The 15,203-nt window shown below is 48.7% G+C and carries 11 protein-coding genes; all 11 read left to right on the top strand.

Annotated features, from left to right (window positions below; all coding sequences use genetic code 11):
- Positions 1 to 103 precede the first annotated feature (103 nt).
- The 11 genes from secE to fusA all read left to right on the top strand — a co-directional run bounded on the left by secE (position 104) and on the right by fusA (position 15,126).
- A complete protein-coding gene (gene secE, locus AAY72_RS11365) occupies positions 104 to 478 on the top strand; it encodes a preprotein translocase subunit SecE (RefSeq protein ID WP_008985220.1) in 375 nt (124 codons plus the stop codon).
- A 3-nt stretch (positions 479 to 481) separates the two neighbouring features.
- Complete coding sequence (nusG, locus tag AAY72_RS11360) at positions 482 to 1,021, top strand: transcription termination/antitermination protein NusG (protein WP_197408409.1); 540 nt, start codon at positions 482 to 484, stop codon at positions 1,019 to 1,021.
- Positions 1,022 to 1,142: 121 nt separating this feature from the next.
- A complete protein-coding gene (rplK, locus tag AAY72_RS11355) occupies positions 1,143 to 1,571 on the top strand; it encodes a 50S ribosomal protein L11 (protein WP_057787586.1) in 429 nt (142 codons plus the stop codon).
- A gap of 3 nt (positions 1,572 to 1,574) precedes the next feature.
- Positions 1,575 to 2,276, top strand: a complete 702-nt coding sequence (gene rplA / locus AAY72_RS11350) for a 50S ribosomal protein L1 (RefSeq protein WP_057787584.1) — start codon at positions 1,575 to 1,577, stop codon at positions 2,274 to 2,276.
- A 272-nt stretch (positions 2,277 to 2,548) separates the two neighbouring features.
- Positions 2,549 to 3,043 carry a 50S ribosomal protein L10 gene (gene rplJ / locus AAY72_RS11345; RefSeq protein WP_008985221.1) on the top strand — a complete coding sequence of 165 codons (495 nt, stop codon included), beginning with the start codon at positions 2,549 to 2,551 and terminating at the stop codon, positions 3,041 to 3,043.
- Between the two features lie 61 nt (positions 3,044 to 3,104).
- On the top strand, positions 3,105 to 3,470 hold the full coding sequence (rplL, locus tag AAY72_RS11340) for a 50S ribosomal protein L7/L12 (protein WP_008985222.1): 366 nt from the start codon (positions 3,105 to 3,107) through the stop codon (positions 3,468 to 3,470).
- A 172-nt stretch (positions 3,471 to 3,642) separates the two neighbouring features.
- Positions 3,643 to 7,668, top strand: coding sequence for a DNA-directed RNA polymerase subunit beta (gene rpoB, locus AAY72_RS11335; protein ID WP_057787582.1), 4,026 nt, complete (start codon positions 3,643 to 3,645; stop codon positions 7,666 to 7,668).
- 66 nt (positions 7,669 to 7,734) lie between these two features.
- On the top strand, positions 7,735 to 11,910 hold the full coding sequence (gene rpoC, locus AAY72_RS11330; protein ID WP_008985224.1) for a DNA-directed RNA polymerase subunit beta': 4,176 nt from the start codon (positions 7,735 to 7,737) through the stop codon (positions 11,908 to 11,910).
- Positions 11,911 to 12,057: 147 nt separating this feature from the next.
- Complete coding sequence (gene rpsL, locus AAY72_RS11325; RefSeq protein WP_008985225.1) at positions 12,058 to 12,432, top strand: 30S ribosomal protein S12; 375 nt, start codon at positions 12,058 to 12,060, stop codon at positions 12,430 to 12,432.
- A gap of 90 nt (positions 12,433 to 12,522) precedes the next feature.
- Positions 12,523 to 12,993 (top strand): 30S ribosomal protein S7, encoded by a 471-nt coding sequence (rpsG, locus tag AAY72_RS11320; protein ID WP_008985226.1) that lies wholly within the window; start codon positions 12,523 to 12,525, stop codon positions 12,991 to 12,993.
- 27 nt (positions 12,994 to 13,020) lie between these two features.
- Positions 13,021 to 15,126, top strand: a complete 2,106-nt coding sequence (gene fusA / locus AAY72_RS11315; RefSeq protein ID WP_057787580.1) for an elongation factor G — start codon at positions 13,021 to 13,023, stop codon at positions 15,124 to 15,126.
- Positions 15,127 to 15,203 lie beyond the last annotated feature (77 nt).

Here is a 15,203-nt window from a genome sequence, read left to right as displayed (position 1 = left end):
CGAATCCCTCTGCCCCTGCCAAATTTCGCGCCCGGTATTAAACCGGAGCTATTATGTTAAGTGTTTAAATAACATAATTAAGTTAATTTAAGTGAGTGGAAGCATGAGCGCAGTAAGCGAAACACCAAAAAGCGGATTAGACCTGGTAAAGTGGCTGTTAGTTGTCGTTATCCTGTCTCTAATTGTGGTCGGTAATTATATTTATGAATTATCAACTCTGGAGAAGGCTATAGCGATAGTGGTGTTGGTTGCTGCTGCCGGTTTTATTGCCGCACAAACAACTAAAGGAAAGATCTTCCTCAACTTCGCTAAAGAATCCCGTACCGAAGTACGTAAAGTGGTGTGGCCAACTCGCCAGGAAACAATGCAAACAACCTTGGTTGTCATTGTTGCCACCATCATTATGGGTTTAATTTTATGGGGACTGGATGCGATTTTATTACGCGTTGTCTCTTTCTTTACCGGACTGGGGATTTAAGTCATGGCAGGAAAAATGCGTTGGTATGTCGTTCAGGCGTTTTCGGGGTTTGAGCAAAAAGTTGCTACATCGCTGCGCGAACATATCAAAATTCATCAGATGGAAGACAAATTCGGTGAGGTGTTAGTACCTACTGAAGAAGTGATTGAAATGCGTGCCGGTCAAAAACGTAAGTCCGAGCGTAAATTCTTCCCTGGTTATGTCTTAGTTCAGATGGAAATGTGTGAAGAAGCCTGGCACTTAGTCAAGAGTGTACCTCGCGTACTGGGCTTTATCGGTGGTACCTCAGATCGCCCAGCTCCGATCTCTGAAAAAGAAGCCATGACTATCCTGAACCGGCTGCAAGACAATGCTGATAAACCGAAGCCGAAAACGCTGTTTGAAGCTGGTGAAGTCGTTCGGGTTACTGAGGGTCCATTCGCTGACTTTAACGGTGTAGTTGAAGAGGTGGATTACGAGAAGAGCCGCGTAAAAGTATCGGTTCTGATCTTTGGACGGGCAACACCAGTCGAATTAGAATTTGGTCAAGTCGAAAAGGCCTGATTATAAGCTTGTAACGGGGCGCAGATTAAAATATAATCTGCGCCCTTTTTATCGTAAGGGAAGCCGTTTGAGTAAGTGTCCTCGCACTTACAAGGCAAAGACCCACTAACAGAGGTGAAACATGGCAAAGAAAGTCACTGCACTTATTAAACTGCAGGTAAAAGCCGGTATGGCAAACCCGTCGCCACCAGTTGGTCCGGCGTTAGGTCAGCACGGTGTTAACATCATGGAATTCTGTAAAGGCTTCAACGCCCGTACAGAGAGCCTGGAAAAAGGCATGCCGATTCCAGTTGTTATCACAGTATATAGCGACCGTTCATTCACATTCGAAACCCGCACTCCACCAGCATCTTTCTTATTATTGAAAGCTGCAGGCCTGAAGGGTGGTTCGGCTCGTCCAAATACCCAGAAAGTTGGTAAAGTTACTGCTGCTCAAATCGATGAGATCGTGAAAGTAAAACAACCAGACTTAACAGCTGCGGATCACGCTGCTGCCGTGCGTACCATCGAAGGTACTGCACGTTCAATGGGCTTAGTGGTGGAGGGCTAACAAATGGCTAAATTAACTAAACGCGCTAAGTTAATCCGTTCTAAAGTTGATGCAACTCGTGAATATGAGATCAACGAAGCAGTTGCGCTGTTAAAAGAATTATCAGCTGGCAAGTTCGTAGAAAGCGTTGACGTAGCAGTTAACCTGGGTATCGACGCTCGTAAATCTGACCAGAACGTACGTGGTGCTACTGTACTGCCGCACGGTACTGGCCGTACTGTACGTGTTGCTGTGTTCACCCAGGGTGCTAACGCAGAAGCGGCTAAAGCAGCCGGCGCAGACATCGTTGGTATGGAAGACTTAGCTGAACAAGTTAAAAAAGGCGTAATGGACTTTGACGTTGTTATCGCCTCTCCGGATGCGATGCGCGTTGTAGGTATGTTGGGTCAAATCTTAGGTCCACGCGGCCTGATGCCAAACCCGAAGACCGGCACTGTTACTCCTAACGTTGCTGAAGCGGTTAAGAACGCTAAAGCGGGTCAGGTACGTTACCGTAACGACAAGAATGGTATCATCCATTCAACCATCGGTAAGCTGGATTTCGACGCTGACAAGCTGAAAGAAAACTTAGAAGCCTTACTGGTCGCGCTGAAGCGTGCTAAGCCTTCAGTAGCTAAAGGTGTGTATATCAAGAAAGTGACTATTTCTTCTACACACGGTGCAGGTTTAGCCCTGAGCCAGGCTTCATTAAGCGCAGTCGTTTAAGCGCTTTACAGCTAAGGGCAGGTTACTTTATAATCTCGCCCTCATTTTTCGGGTAGAAGCGTTTGTTGTTTAGGCAATTAATCGCTTCCGTCCAAGACCGTAGGTGTTACGCTGTTTCGATAGCGTAACTTAATAAACCAACCTACGCAGACGGTGTAGGCCCCAGAACGAATTATATTCTTCTGGTCTCACCGTAAATCGCGCGCTGACATCCGTCAGCGATGTGTAGGCAACCGGGCATTATGCCCGGATGAACCAGGAGTTAAGAGCCAATGGCTATTAAGCTTGATGACAAAAAAGCAATTGTTGCTGAAGTCCAGGAAGCTGCCAAAGGTGCTTTATCTGCGGTAGTCGCAGACGCTCGTGGTGTCACTGTAGGCAAAATCACTGCGCTGCGTAAGCAAGCGCGTGAAGCAGGTGTATGGGTAAAAGTTGTCCGTAACACCTTAGCTCGCCGTGCAGTAGAAGGCACCGAGTTTGAGTGTCTGAAAGATGTATTCGTAGGCCCGACGTTAGTTGCGTTTTCTAAGGAGCACCCAGGTGCTGCAGCGCGGATCTTCAAAGATTTCGCCAAAGATAACAAAAACTTCGAGCTGAAAGGTGCAGCTTTCAATGGCGCCACAGTGAATATTGAACTGTTAGCCTCGTTACCAACTTACGACGAAGCTATTGCACGTTTAATGAGCACTATGAAAGAAGCAGCAGCCGGCAAACTTGTACGTACAATTGCCGCGGTTCGCGACCAAAAACAAGAGCAAGCCGCGTAATTTTACGTTTGGTTTGATAAAGTTTAATCGGGCCAAGGCCCACAATTTAGGAATCTGAGCAATGTCAGTGACTAAAGAGCAAATCTTAGATGCAATCGCAGCAATGTCTGTAATGGAAGTTGTTGAATTAGTATCTGCAATGGAAGAGAAGTTTGGTGTTTCTGCTGCCGCTGCCGTAGCTGTTGCTGCTGGCCCAGCTGCTGTTGTTGAAGAGCAAACTGAATTCAACGTAATCCTGGCTGGTGTTGGTGCTAACAAAGTTGCTGTTATCAAAGCAGTACGTGGCGCTACCGGTTTAGGTCTGAAAGAAGCTAAAGATCTGGTTGAAAGCGCTCCAGCGCCAATCAAAGAAGCTGTTTCTAAAGCTGAAGCTGAAGCTCTTAAGAAAGAACTTGAAGAAGCTGGTGCTTCTGTTGAAATCAAATAATCTGGTGCAAACCAGATTAGCTGCCTGAAGTTCAGGCCGGGCTGGTGATGAATTAATCACCGGCCTTTTTGCGCTGTGGGACAATGATTTCCCCACCCCTGTAGTTACCATGCCTGGTAGCTAACGCCACCGAAAGGTGGTTGGGAAAAAAATCAGCAAGCTGAGGAACCCCATGACTTACTCTTATTCTGAGAAGAAACGTATCCGTAAGGACTTCGGCAAACGTCCGGAAGTATTGGATGTGCCATACCTGTTGTCGATTCAGATTGAATCATTCAGCAAATTTATCGAGCCAGATCCGGAAGGTGAATACGGTTTAGAAGCCGCGTTCCGCTCTGTATTTCCAATCAAAAGTTATTCAGGCAGCGCCGAATTACAGTACGTAAGCTACCGCATTGGGGAACCCGTATTTGACGTCAAAGAATGTCAGATCCGTGGCGTGACCTACTCAGCACCATTACGGGTTAAATTGCGGATGGTGTTATTCGATAAAGAAGCACCAGGCACCATCAAAGACATCCGCGAGCAGGAAGTCTACATGGGTGAAATCCCGTTAATGACTGAGAACGGTACCTTTGTTATCAATGGTACTGAGCGGGTAATCGTTTCTCAGCTACACCGCAGTCCTGGCGTGTTCTTTGACCATGACCGCGGTAAAACGCACTCTTCAGGTAAAGTTCTGTATAACGCTCGGGTTATTCCTTACCGTGGCTCCTGGTTAGATTTTGAATTCGATGCCAAAGACAGCCTGTTTGTGCGGATTGACCGTCGCCGTAAATTACCAGCGACCATTCTGTTACGTGCGTTAGAATTCAGCACAGAAGAAATTCTGGCTACTTTCTTTGAAAATACCCGCTTTGATATCAAAGATGGCAAGATTTTGATGGAAGTAGTACCAAGCCGTCTGCGCGGTGAAACTGCAGCTTTTGATATTAAAGATAACGATGGCGAAGTGATCGTAGAACAAGGCCGTCGTATTACTGCCCGTCACGTCCGTCAGTTAGAAAAAACTGGCTTAACGATGATGGAAGTACCACATGAATATGTGGTAGGTCGGGTGCTGGCGAAAAATTACGCTGACCGTTCAACCGGAGAGATTATTGCCGAGGCGAACGCAGAGCTCACACTGGAGCTGTTAGCAAAACTAAGCAAAGCCGGCTATGACAGTTTTGAAACCCTTTATATTAACGATCTGGATCAGGGTGCTTATATCTCTGAAACTTTACGGATCGATCCGAGCAGTAACCGGATGGAAGCACTGGTAGAAATCTACCGTATGATGCGCCCGGGTGAGCCGCCAACACGCGAAGCTGCCGAAACCTTATTTGAAAATCTGTTCTTCTCTGAAGATCGTTACGACCTTTCTACGGTAGGCCGGATGAAGTTTAACCGTCGGGTTAACTTTGATGAAGGTACCGGTGCTGGTGTATTAAGTAAAGAAGATATCCTTGCCGTGATGAAAGTCTTAATCGACATCCGTAACGGTAAAGGCGAAGTGGATGATATTGACCACCTGGGTAACCGTCGTATCCGTTCAGTCGGTGAAATGGCTGAAAACCAATTCCGTGTTGGTTTAGTTCGGGTAGAGCGTGCTGTAAAAGAACGTCTGTCGTTAGGCGATTTAGATGCTGTAATGCCACAGGATCTGATCAACGCTAAGCCAATTTCTGCTGCGGTTAAAGAGTTCTTCGGTTCCAGCCAGCTGTCACAGTTTATGGATCAGAACAACCCACTTTCTGAAGTGACGCACAAGCGCCGTATTTCTGCACTTGGCCCGGGCGGTTTAACCCGTGAGCGTGCCGGTTTCGAAGTTCGTGACGTCCACCCAACACACTATGGTCGGGTTTGTCCTATCGAAACACCTGAAGGTCCGAATATCGGTCTGATCAACTCGTTATCGATTTTTGCTCAGACTAACGAATACGGTTTCCTGGAAACGCCATACCGCCGGATTGAGAACGGTGTGGTGACTGATGAAGTGGATTTCCTGTCAGCGATTGAAGAAGGTAACTTTGTGATCGCTCAGGCAAACGCTGAGTTAGACGAGAACAACCGTATCGTGGAAGGCCTGGTACCTTGCCGGTTTAAAAACGAATTTACGCTGATGCCATCATCAGACGTGCAGTATATGGACGTTGCGCCACAGCAGATCGTTTCTGTTGCTGCTGCCTTGATCCCGTTCCTGGAACACGATGACGCTAACCGGGCACTGATGGGTTCGAACATGCAACGTCAGGCGGTACCAACACTACGTGCTGATAAGCCGTTAGTTGGCACCGGTATTGAGCGCGTGGTAGCGAAAGACTCGGGCGTAACCGTAGTGGCGAAGCGTGGTGGTACTATTGACTATGTTGATGCCAGCCGTATCGTAATTAAGGTTAATGAAGATGAAATGGTACCAGGCGAAGCCGGTATCGATATCTACAACCTGACCAAATATACCCGTTCTAACCAGAACACCTGTATTAACCAGCGTCCTTGCGTTAACCATGGTGAGCCAATTGAGCGTGGCGATGTACTGGCTGATGGTCCGTCTACCGACTTAGGTGAACTGGCCTTAGGTCAAAACTTACGCGTAGCGTTTATGCCGTGGAACGGTTACAACTTCGAAGACTCGATTTTGTTATCTGAGCGTTTGGTGCAGGAAGATCGCTTAACCACTATCCATATTCAGGAATTAAGCTGTATCGCTCGCGATACCAAATTAGGGCCTGAGGAAATCACTGCTGATATTCCAAACGTCGGTGAATCTGCACTGTCGAAGCTGGATGAAGCGGGTATCGTTTATATCGGTGCTGAAGTGAAAGGCGGCGACATTCTGGTTGGTAAAGTCACCCCTAAGGGTGAGAGCCAGTTAACACCGGAAGAGAAGCTGTTACGTGCCATCTTCGGTGAAAAAGCCTCTGATGTGAAAGATACTTCACTGCGGGTACCAAACTCGGTAACAGGTACTGTTATTGACGTGCAGGTATTTACCCGTGATGGCGTAGAGAAAGATAAGCGTGCCCGTGAAATCGAGGAAATGGAAATCAAACAGGCTAAGAAAGACCTGAATGAAGAATTCCGTATCCTGGAAGCCGGTATCTTCAGCCGTACCCGCAACCTGCTGGAGCAAAGCGGTTTAGATCGCGCCAAGCTGGATACGTTAAAAGGCGATGCGCTGTTTAACCAGAGCCTGGCAGATGAAGATAAGCAAAACGATCTGGAACAATTAGCGGCGCAATACGAAGAAATTCGTATTGAGTACGATAAAAAGTTCGAAGCCAAGCGCCGTAAAATTGTGCAAGGCGATGATTTAGCACCTGGCGTGCTGAAAATTGTTAAAGTGTATCTGGCGGTGAAACGTCGTATTCAGCCTGGTGACAAGATGGCGGGTCGTCACGGTAACAAGGGTGTAATCTCGACTATCGTCCCTGTGGAAGATATGCCATATGACGAGAAAGGTCAGCCGGTTGATATCGTACTTAACCCACTGGGTGTACCGTCACGGATGAACATCGGTCAGATCCTGGAAACGCACCTAGGCTTAGCGGCCCGCGGTATCGGTGACAAGATTGACGCCATGATCAAAGAGCAGAAAGAAACGGCGGAAATCCGTGACTTCCTGAAGAAGGTATATGCGCTGGGTGAATCACGTCAGAACGTGGATATCGAGAGCTTTAGCGACGATGAAGTACGCCGTTTAGCCGAGAACCTGCGTAAAGGCTTACCCGTTGCGACGCCGGTGTTTGATGGTGCCAAAGAGTCAGAAATCAAACAACTGTTGGAACTGGGTGACCTGCCGTCAAGCGGTCAGATCACGCTGTATGATGGTCGTACCGGTAATACTTTCGAACGGAAAGTTACCGTAGGCTATATGTATATGCTGAAACTGAACCACTTAGTTGACGATAAGATGCACGCCCGTTCTACTGGTTCGTACAGCCTGGTTACGCAGCAACCGCTGGGTGGTAAGGCGCAGTTCGGTGGTCAGCGCTTCGGTGAGATGGAAGTGTGGGCGCTGGAAGCTTACGGTGCGGCATACACGTTACAAGAAATGCTTACCGTTAAGTCTGACGACGTCAACGGTCGTACCAAGATGTATAAGAACATCGTTGACGGCGACCACAGAATGGAGCCTGGCATGCCAGAATCTTTCAACGTATTGATGAAAGAAATCCGTTCGCTCGGTATCAATATCGAATTGGAAGAGGAATAAACCGACCTTGTGTTGGCGGGGCAGTGAGCTGCCCCATTCCGGTTTACCTCTTACAGGAGAGCAAAGGTGAAAGACTTATTAAAGTTTCTGAAACAGCAAACTAAAACTGAAGAGTTTGATGTTATCCGTATCGGTTTATCCTCACCGGACATGATTCGTTCATGGTCATTTGGTGAAGTGAAAAAGCCTGAGACGATCAACTACCGTACCTTTAAACCCGAGCGTGACGGTTTATTCTGTGCCCGGATCTTCGGGCCGGTAAAAGACTATGAGTGTCTGTGTGGTAAGTACAAGCGCTTAAAGCACCGCGGCGTGATCTGTGAAAAGTGTGGCGTAGAAGTTACCTTGACCAAAGTACGTCGCGAGCGGATGGGCCATATTGAGTTGGCCAGCCCAACTGCACATATTTGGTTCCTGAAATCACTGCCTAGCCGTATCGGTTTATTATTGGATATGACACTGCGTGATATCGAGCGCGTGCTGTACTTCGAAAGCTATGTGGTAACCGAGCCAGGTATGACATCTTTGGAGCGTCGCCAGATGCTGACCGAAGAAGAATACCTGGACGTGCTGGAAGAGCATGGTGACGAGTTTGAAGCCAAGATGGGTGCGGAAGCGATTCTGGACATTTTGAAAGGCATCGATTTAGCCACTGAAATCAAGCAAATGCGTGAAGAGTTGCCAACCATTAACTCAGAAACCAAGCGTAAGAAAATCAGCAAGCGTTTGAAGTTAATGGAATCATTCCACACCTCTGGTAACAAGCCCGAGTGGATGATTATGACGGTGCTGCCAGTGTTACCGCCGGATTTACGTCCGTTAGTACCATTGGATGGTGGTCGTTTCGCGACTTCAGATCTGAACGATTTATACCGCCGCGTCATTAACCGGAACAACCGTCTGAAGCGTCTGTTAGACCTGTCAGCACCGGATATCATTGTACGCAACGAAAAGCGGATGTTGCAGGAAGCGGTGGACGCGCTGTTAGACAACGGTCGTCGCGGCCGGGCTATCACCGGTAGCAACAAGCGTCCGCTGAAGTCTCTGGCTGATATGATCAAAGGTAAGCAGGGTCGTTTCCGTCAGAACCTGTTAGGTAAGCGCGTAGATTACTCAGGTCGTTCGGTAATTACCGTAGGTCCTACGCTGCGTTTACACCAGTGTGGTCTGCCGAAGAAAATGGCACTGGAACTGTTCAAGCCGTTTATCTATGGCAAGCTGGAAGCCCGTGGTTTAGCCACCACTATCAAAGCCGCCAAGAAAATGGTTGAGCGCGAAGAAGGTGCAGTATGGGACGTCCTTGACGAAGTTATCCGTGAGCATCCGGTATTGCTGAACCGTGCACCAACCCTGCACCGTCTGGGTATCCAGGCATTTGAGCCGGTACTGATTGAAGGTAAAGCGATCCAACTGCACCCATTAGTGTGTGCGGCCTATAACGCTGACTTCGACGGTGACCAGATGGCGGTACACGTACCGTTAACGCTGGAAGCGCAGTTAGAAGCTCGTGCTCTGATGATGTCGACCAATAACGTCCTGTCGCCAGCGAACGGTGAGCCGATCATTGTTCCGTCACAAGACGTTGTATTGGGTCTGTACTACATGACGCGCGAAGCGGTAAACGCGAAAGGTGAGGGCATGATGTTCAAGAGCCCGAAAGAAGCCGAAAAAGCGTTCCGCGCCGGTGTTGCCAGCCTGCATGCCAAAGTTAAAGTGCGAATGACTGAAATCACGATTCAGGAAGACGGCAGCAAAACCAGTAGCACTGCAGTTAAAGATACCACTGTTGGTCGGGCTATCCTGTACTCCATTCTGCCGGAAGGTCTGAGTTTCGACTCCGTTAACCAGGCAATGGGTAAGAAGCAGATTTCTCGCCTGTTGAATGGTGCTTACCGCCGCATCGGTCTGAAGCAAACCGTTATTTTAGCGGATCAGATCATGTACACCGGTTTCCATTACGCAATGTTATCAGGTGTGTCGGTTGGTATTGACGATATGGTGATTCCAGCGGCGAAAACCGAGATCATCGACGCAGCTGAGAAAGAAGTAGAAGAGATCCAGGACCAGTTCCAACAAGGTCTGGTTACCGCCGGTGAAAAGTACAACAAAGTTATCGACATTTGGTCAACCGCTAACGAAGCCTTATCTAAGGCGATGATGGATAACCTGTCGAAAGAAAACGTGGTTGATCGCGACGGCAATACTGTACAGCAGCAGTCGTTCAACTCAGTGTATATGATGGCTGACTCTGGTGCCCGGGGTTCACCGGCGCAGATCCGTCAGCTGGCAGCAATGCGGGGTCTGATGGCGAAGCCAGATGGCTCAATCATTGAGACACCAATTACTGCGAACTTCCGTGAAGGTCTGAACGTACTACAGTACTTCATTTCAACCCACGGTGCGCGTAAAGGTTTGGCCGATACGGCACTGAAAACAGCAAACTCGGGTTATCTGACCCGTCGTCTGGTTGACGTGGCGCAAGACTTAGTTGTTACTGAGCATGACTGTGGTTCAGAGCAAGGCATTATCATGAAACCACTGATTGAAGGTGGTGACGTGGTAGAAGGTCTGCGTGAGCGGGTGCTGGGCCGGGTAGTGATTGGTGATATCGTTTCACCAACTACAGGTGAAGTACTGGTCGCTGACGGCACCATGCTGGACGAGCAACTTTGTGACCTGATTGAGAAAAACTCAATTGACGAAGTGCACGTACGGTCAGTTATTACCTGTCAAACCGACTTTGGTGTTTGTGCCAAGTGTTACGGCCGGGATCTGGCGCGCGGTCACCTGATTAACCCAGGTGAGGCAGTCGGTGTTATCGCTGCGCAGTCAATCGGTGAACCAGGTACTCAGTTAACAATGCGTACCTTCCACATCGGTGGTGCGGCGTCACGGGCCTCCGCAGAGAACAGTGTCCAGGTTAAGAATGCCGGTACGTTAAAACTGCACAACGCCAAGTTTGTTCGTAATGCTGATAACAAGATTGTTATCACGTCACGTTCAGCTGAGGTGACGGTATTTGACGAGTTAGGCCGTGAGAAAGAGCGTTATAAACTGCCATACGGTTCGATCCTGACCACAGATGACAATGCAAAAGTCACTGCCGGCCAGATCGTCGCTAACTGGGATCCGCACTCACACCCAATTATCGTTGAGCGTGGCGCTAAAGTGTCGTTCAGTGATGTTGACGATACCAACACTGAAGTACAAATGGATGAGCTGACCGGCTTAACCCGTACTGTAGTGAAAGACCTGGCTAAAGCGAACGCCAAAGAGCCGAAGCTGATTCTGGCGACGGACGATGGCGGTCTGCAGGAAATCCGCCTGCCGAGCTTCACCACTATTGAAGTGGCCGATGGTGATAACGTGGTTACCGGTACTGTACTGGCACGTATTCCTCAGGAAAGCTCAAAAACTCGCGACATCACCGGTGGTCTGCCACGCGTTGCTGACTTGTTCGAAGCGCGTAAACCTAAAGACCCGGCCATTCTGGCTGAGATCTCAGGTGTCATTGGCTTTGGTAAAGAAACCAAAGGCAAACGCCGTCTGGTGATTACACCGGATCAGGGTGAAGCTCATGAAGAGATGATCCCGAAATGGCGTCAGGTCAACGTGTTTGAAGGTGAACGCATTGAGAAAGGTGAAGTGCTGTCAGAAGGTCCGGAGTCAGCACATGACATCCTGCGTCTGCGTGGTATTCACCATGTTGCCAGCTATATTGTGAACGAAGTACAGGACGTTTACCGTCTGCAAGGTGTAAAGATCAACGACAAGCACATTGAGACCATTATTCGTCAAATGCTGCGTAAGTGCGTAATCACGCATCCTGGCGATAGTGAGTTCCTGGAAGGCGAACAAGCGGAAGTCGCGCGCGTCAATATCGCGAATCGTGAACTGGAAAATGCCAATAAGATGCCTGCACAATACGAGCGCGTATTGTTAGGTATCACTAAGGCGTCCCTGTCTACCGATTCCTTTATTTCTGCGGCCTCGTTCCAGGAGACCACCCGCGTTCTGACTGAAGCTGCCGTAGGCGGTAAAGTTGACGAACTGCGTGGTCTGAAAGAAAACGTTATTGTGGGTCGTTTGATCCCGGCTGGTACAGGCTTTGCCTATCACCAGAACCGCGCCCGCCTGCGTGGCGGCAATAATGACGTTGTTGAACCGGTAATGAGTGCGGAGTCGGCCGAACAGGCTCTGACTGATGCACTGAATATGGATTTATCGGGCAACGACGAGTAAGCAAGAAACAACACCTGCCGGCATTAAAACGTCGGCAGCGTGCTTTGTAACTTGACAGGTCAAAGCTTGACCATTAGAATTCCGCGGCCTCATTCTCGGGGGCGGAATTTTTCACGTTTATTGGGTTTTATTAACCAGGAGTATTTAATGGCAACAATCAACCAGCTAGTGCGTAAGCCGCGCAGCCAGGTAGTAGCCAAGAGCACCGTACCGGCGCTTGAAGCTTGCCCGCAAAAGCGTGGTGTTTGTACCCGTGTATACACCACTACACCTAAGAAGCCAAACTCTGCATTACGTAAAGTATGCCGCGTTCGTTTAACCAACGGATTCGAAGTAACTTCTTACATCGGTGGTGAAGGCCACAACCTGCAGGAACACAGCGTAGTGCTGATCCGCGGTGGCCGGGTAAAAGACCTTCCAGGTGTGCGTTACCACACCGTACGTGGCACATTAGACTGTGCAGGCGTAAAAGACCGTAAACAAGGCCGTTCTAAGTACGGCGCCAAGCGGCCTAAGAAATAACGGTACTCCGTTAGTAAGGCCAAACTAAACAACTTTTTTTATTTATTGTATTAAAAGTTTTGGAATCACCTGAAGCAATCGGAGTTTCGAATGCCTAGAAGACGCGTCATCGGTCAACGTAAAATCCTTCCAGATCCTAAGTTCGGAAGCGAATTACTGGCCAAATTTGTAAACGTCGTAATGGTCGACGGTAAAAAATCAATCGCCGAATCAATTGTATACGGCGCATTAGATATTGCAGCAACGAAATCTAAGAAAGAGCATATCGACCTGTTCGAAGTTGCTCTGGATAACATTCGTCCATCTGTTGAAGTTAAATCACGTCGCGTGGGTGGTTCTACCTACCAGGTGCCGTGTGAAGTTCGTCAGGTGCGTCGTAATGCTTTAGCCATGCGCTGGTTAGTAGAAGCTGCCCGTAAACGTGGTGAAAAATCTATGGCTCAGCGTCTCGCAGGCGAGATGCTGGACGCAATCGAGAATAAAGGTTCAGCGGTTAAGAAACGTGAAGACGTGCACCGTATGGCCGAAGCGAACAAAGCGTTCGCACACTTCCGCTGGTAAGAATTTCTTAACTGAGAGGAAATTATTGTGGCACGTACAACTCCAATCGAACGTTACCGTAACATTGGTATCTGTGCTCACGTTGATGCCGGCAAAACCACTACTTCCGAGCGCGTCCTGTTTTATACAGGCCGCTCGCATAAGATTGGTGAAGTGCACGATGGTGCGGCAACAATGGACTGGATGGAGCAGGAGCAAGAGCGGGGTATTACTATTACCTCAGCGGCAACGACTGCATTCTGGTCTGGTATGTCGCAGCAGTTCGAGCAGCATCGAATTAACCTGATTGATACCCCCGGCCACGTAGACTTCACTATTGAAGTCGAACGGTCGTTGCGGGTGCTTGACGGTGCGGTAGTGGTGCTGTGTGGCTCGTCAGGTGTACAGCCACAAACAGAAACTGTATGGCGACAAGCTAACAAATACGAAGTGCCGCGGATGATCTACGTCAACAAGATGGATCGCACCGGTGCTAACTTCTTGCGCGTGGTAAAACAGGCGAATGATCGTTTGAATTCCCGCTGCGTACCGATCCAGTTACCTATTGGCGCCGAAGACCAGTTCAAAGGCGTGATTGACCTGATCAAAATGAAGGCAATCAACTGGAACGAAGACGATCAGGGTATGACCTTTACTTATGAAGACATCCCGGCAGCGATGCTGGATGAATGTAATGAGTGGCGGCAGAACATGATCGAGGCGGCAGCCGATGCCAGCGAAGAGCTGATGGATCGTTATCTGGAAGGTGAAGAATTCACTGAAGAAGAGATCCGTCAGGCGCTGCGCAAGCTAACGCTTAGCAACGAAGTCGTATTAGTGATGTGCGGTTCGTCCTTTAAAAATAAGGGCGTACAGGCCATGCTGGATAATGTGGTGTATTTCCTGCCATCACCAACCGAAGTTAAAGACATTCGCGGTATTTTACCGGACGAGTCTGAAGGTATTCGGGTTTCCGGTGATGATCAGCCATTTGCTGCATTAGCATTTAAAATTGCTACCGACCCCTTTGTTGGTACTTTAACTTTCTTCCGTGTTTACTCAGGTGTTGTTGAGTCAGGCTCAGCGGTATACAACTCAGTAAAAGACAAGAAAGAGCGAATTGGCCGCATTGTACAAATGCATGCCAATGCGCGTGAAGAAATCAAAGAAGTTCGGGCCGGCGACATTGCGGCAGCAATTGGTTTGAAAGACACAACAACAGGTGACACTCTCTGTGATCAGGATAATCCGATTATTCTTGAGCGGATGGAGTTTCCTGAGCCGGTAATTTCTGTCGCAGTTGAACCGAAAACCAAAGCCGACCAGGAGAAAATGGGCGTTGCCCTAAGTAAACTGGCAGCGGAAGATCCGTCTTTCCGGGTACATACCGACGAAGAAACCGGACAAACCATTATCTCAGGTATGGGCGAGTTACACCTCGATATCATCGTTGACCGCATGAAGCGTGAGTTCAAGGTTGAAGCTAACGTGGGTAAACCACAAGTTTCATATCGCGAAACGCTGCGCGGCAAAACGGAAGTTGAGGGTAAGTTTGTTCGTCAATCTGGTGGTCGTGGTCAGTTTGGTCACTGTTGGTTACGGCTGGAGCCGTTACCGGAAGGCGAAGGTTATAAGTTTGAAAATGCCGTGGTCGGTGGGGTAATTCCAAAAGAATTTATTCCGGCAATCGACAAGGGCATTCAAGAGCAGATGAAAAACGGCGTATTAGCGGGCTATCCGGTAATCGACGTTAAAGTCACGGTGTTTGACGGCTCTTACCACGATGTTGACTCGAGTGAAATGGCATTTAAAATTGCCGCTTCAATGGGCTTCAAAAAAGGCGCACTGCAGGCCAAGCCTGTACTGCTGGAACCTATTATGAAGGTTGAAGTAGTGACGCCAGAAGACTTTATGGGCGACATCGTTGGTGATTTAAACCGTCGGCGCGGTATTATCAACGGTATGGAAGATGCACCGGGCGGTATTAAAATTATCGCTGCCAATGTGCCGCTGTCCGAAATGTTTGGTTATGCCACTAATATGCGCTCACTGAGTCAGGGCCGTGCCTCCTATTCGATGGAGCCACTGAACTACCAGGAAGCACCGAGCAATGTCACGGAAGCGATTATCGCTTCACGTAAAGCATACGATTAATGATTAACAGGCCCGGTTTCGGCAGGGCCTAAATTCTGACTAAGAAGGGTCTACAAATGGCTAAGGCTAAATTTGAA

This window comes from Alishewanella sp. WH16-1 (assembly GCF_001441695.1).
Lineage (GTDB): Bacteria > Pseudomonadota > Gammaproteobacteria > Enterobacterales > Alteromonadaceae > Alishewanella > Alishewanella agri.
This window is presented reverse-complemented; position numbering and strand designations above follow the sequence as displayed.

Coding starts and splice junctions, on each gene's coding strand:
- rpsL (WP_008985225.1), top strand. CDS start 12,058: ATGGCAACAATCAACCAGCTAGTGCGTAAGCCGCGCAGCCAGGTAGTA.
- rplJ (WP_008985221.1), top strand. CDS start 2,549: ATGGCTATTAAGCTTGATGACAAAAAAGCAATTGTTGCTGAAGTCCAG.
- rpoB (WP_057787582.1), top strand. CDS start 3,643: ATGACTTACTCTTATTCTGAGAAGAAACGTATCCGTAAGGACTTCGGC.
- rplK (WP_057787586.1), top strand. CDS start 1,143: ATGGCAAAGAAAGTCACTGCACTTATTAAACTGCAGGTAAAAGCCGGT.
- nusG (WP_197408409.1), top strand. CDS start 482: ATGGCAGGAAAAATGCGTTGGTATGTCGTTCAGGCGTTTTCGGGGTTT.
- rplA (WP_057787584.1), top strand. CDS start 1,575: ATGGCTAAATTAACTAAACGCGCTAAGTTAATCCGTTCTAAAGTTGAT.
- secE (WP_008985220.1), top strand. CDS start 104: ATGAGCGCAGTAAGCGAAACACCAAAAAGCGGATTAGACCTGGTAAAG.
- rplL (WP_008985222.1), top strand. CDS start 3,105: ATGTCAGTGACTAAAGAGCAAATCTTAGATGCAATCGCAGCAATGTCT.
- rpsG (WP_008985226.1), top strand. CDS start 12,523: ATGCCTAGAAGACGCGTCATCGGTCAACGTAAAATCCTTCCAGATCCT.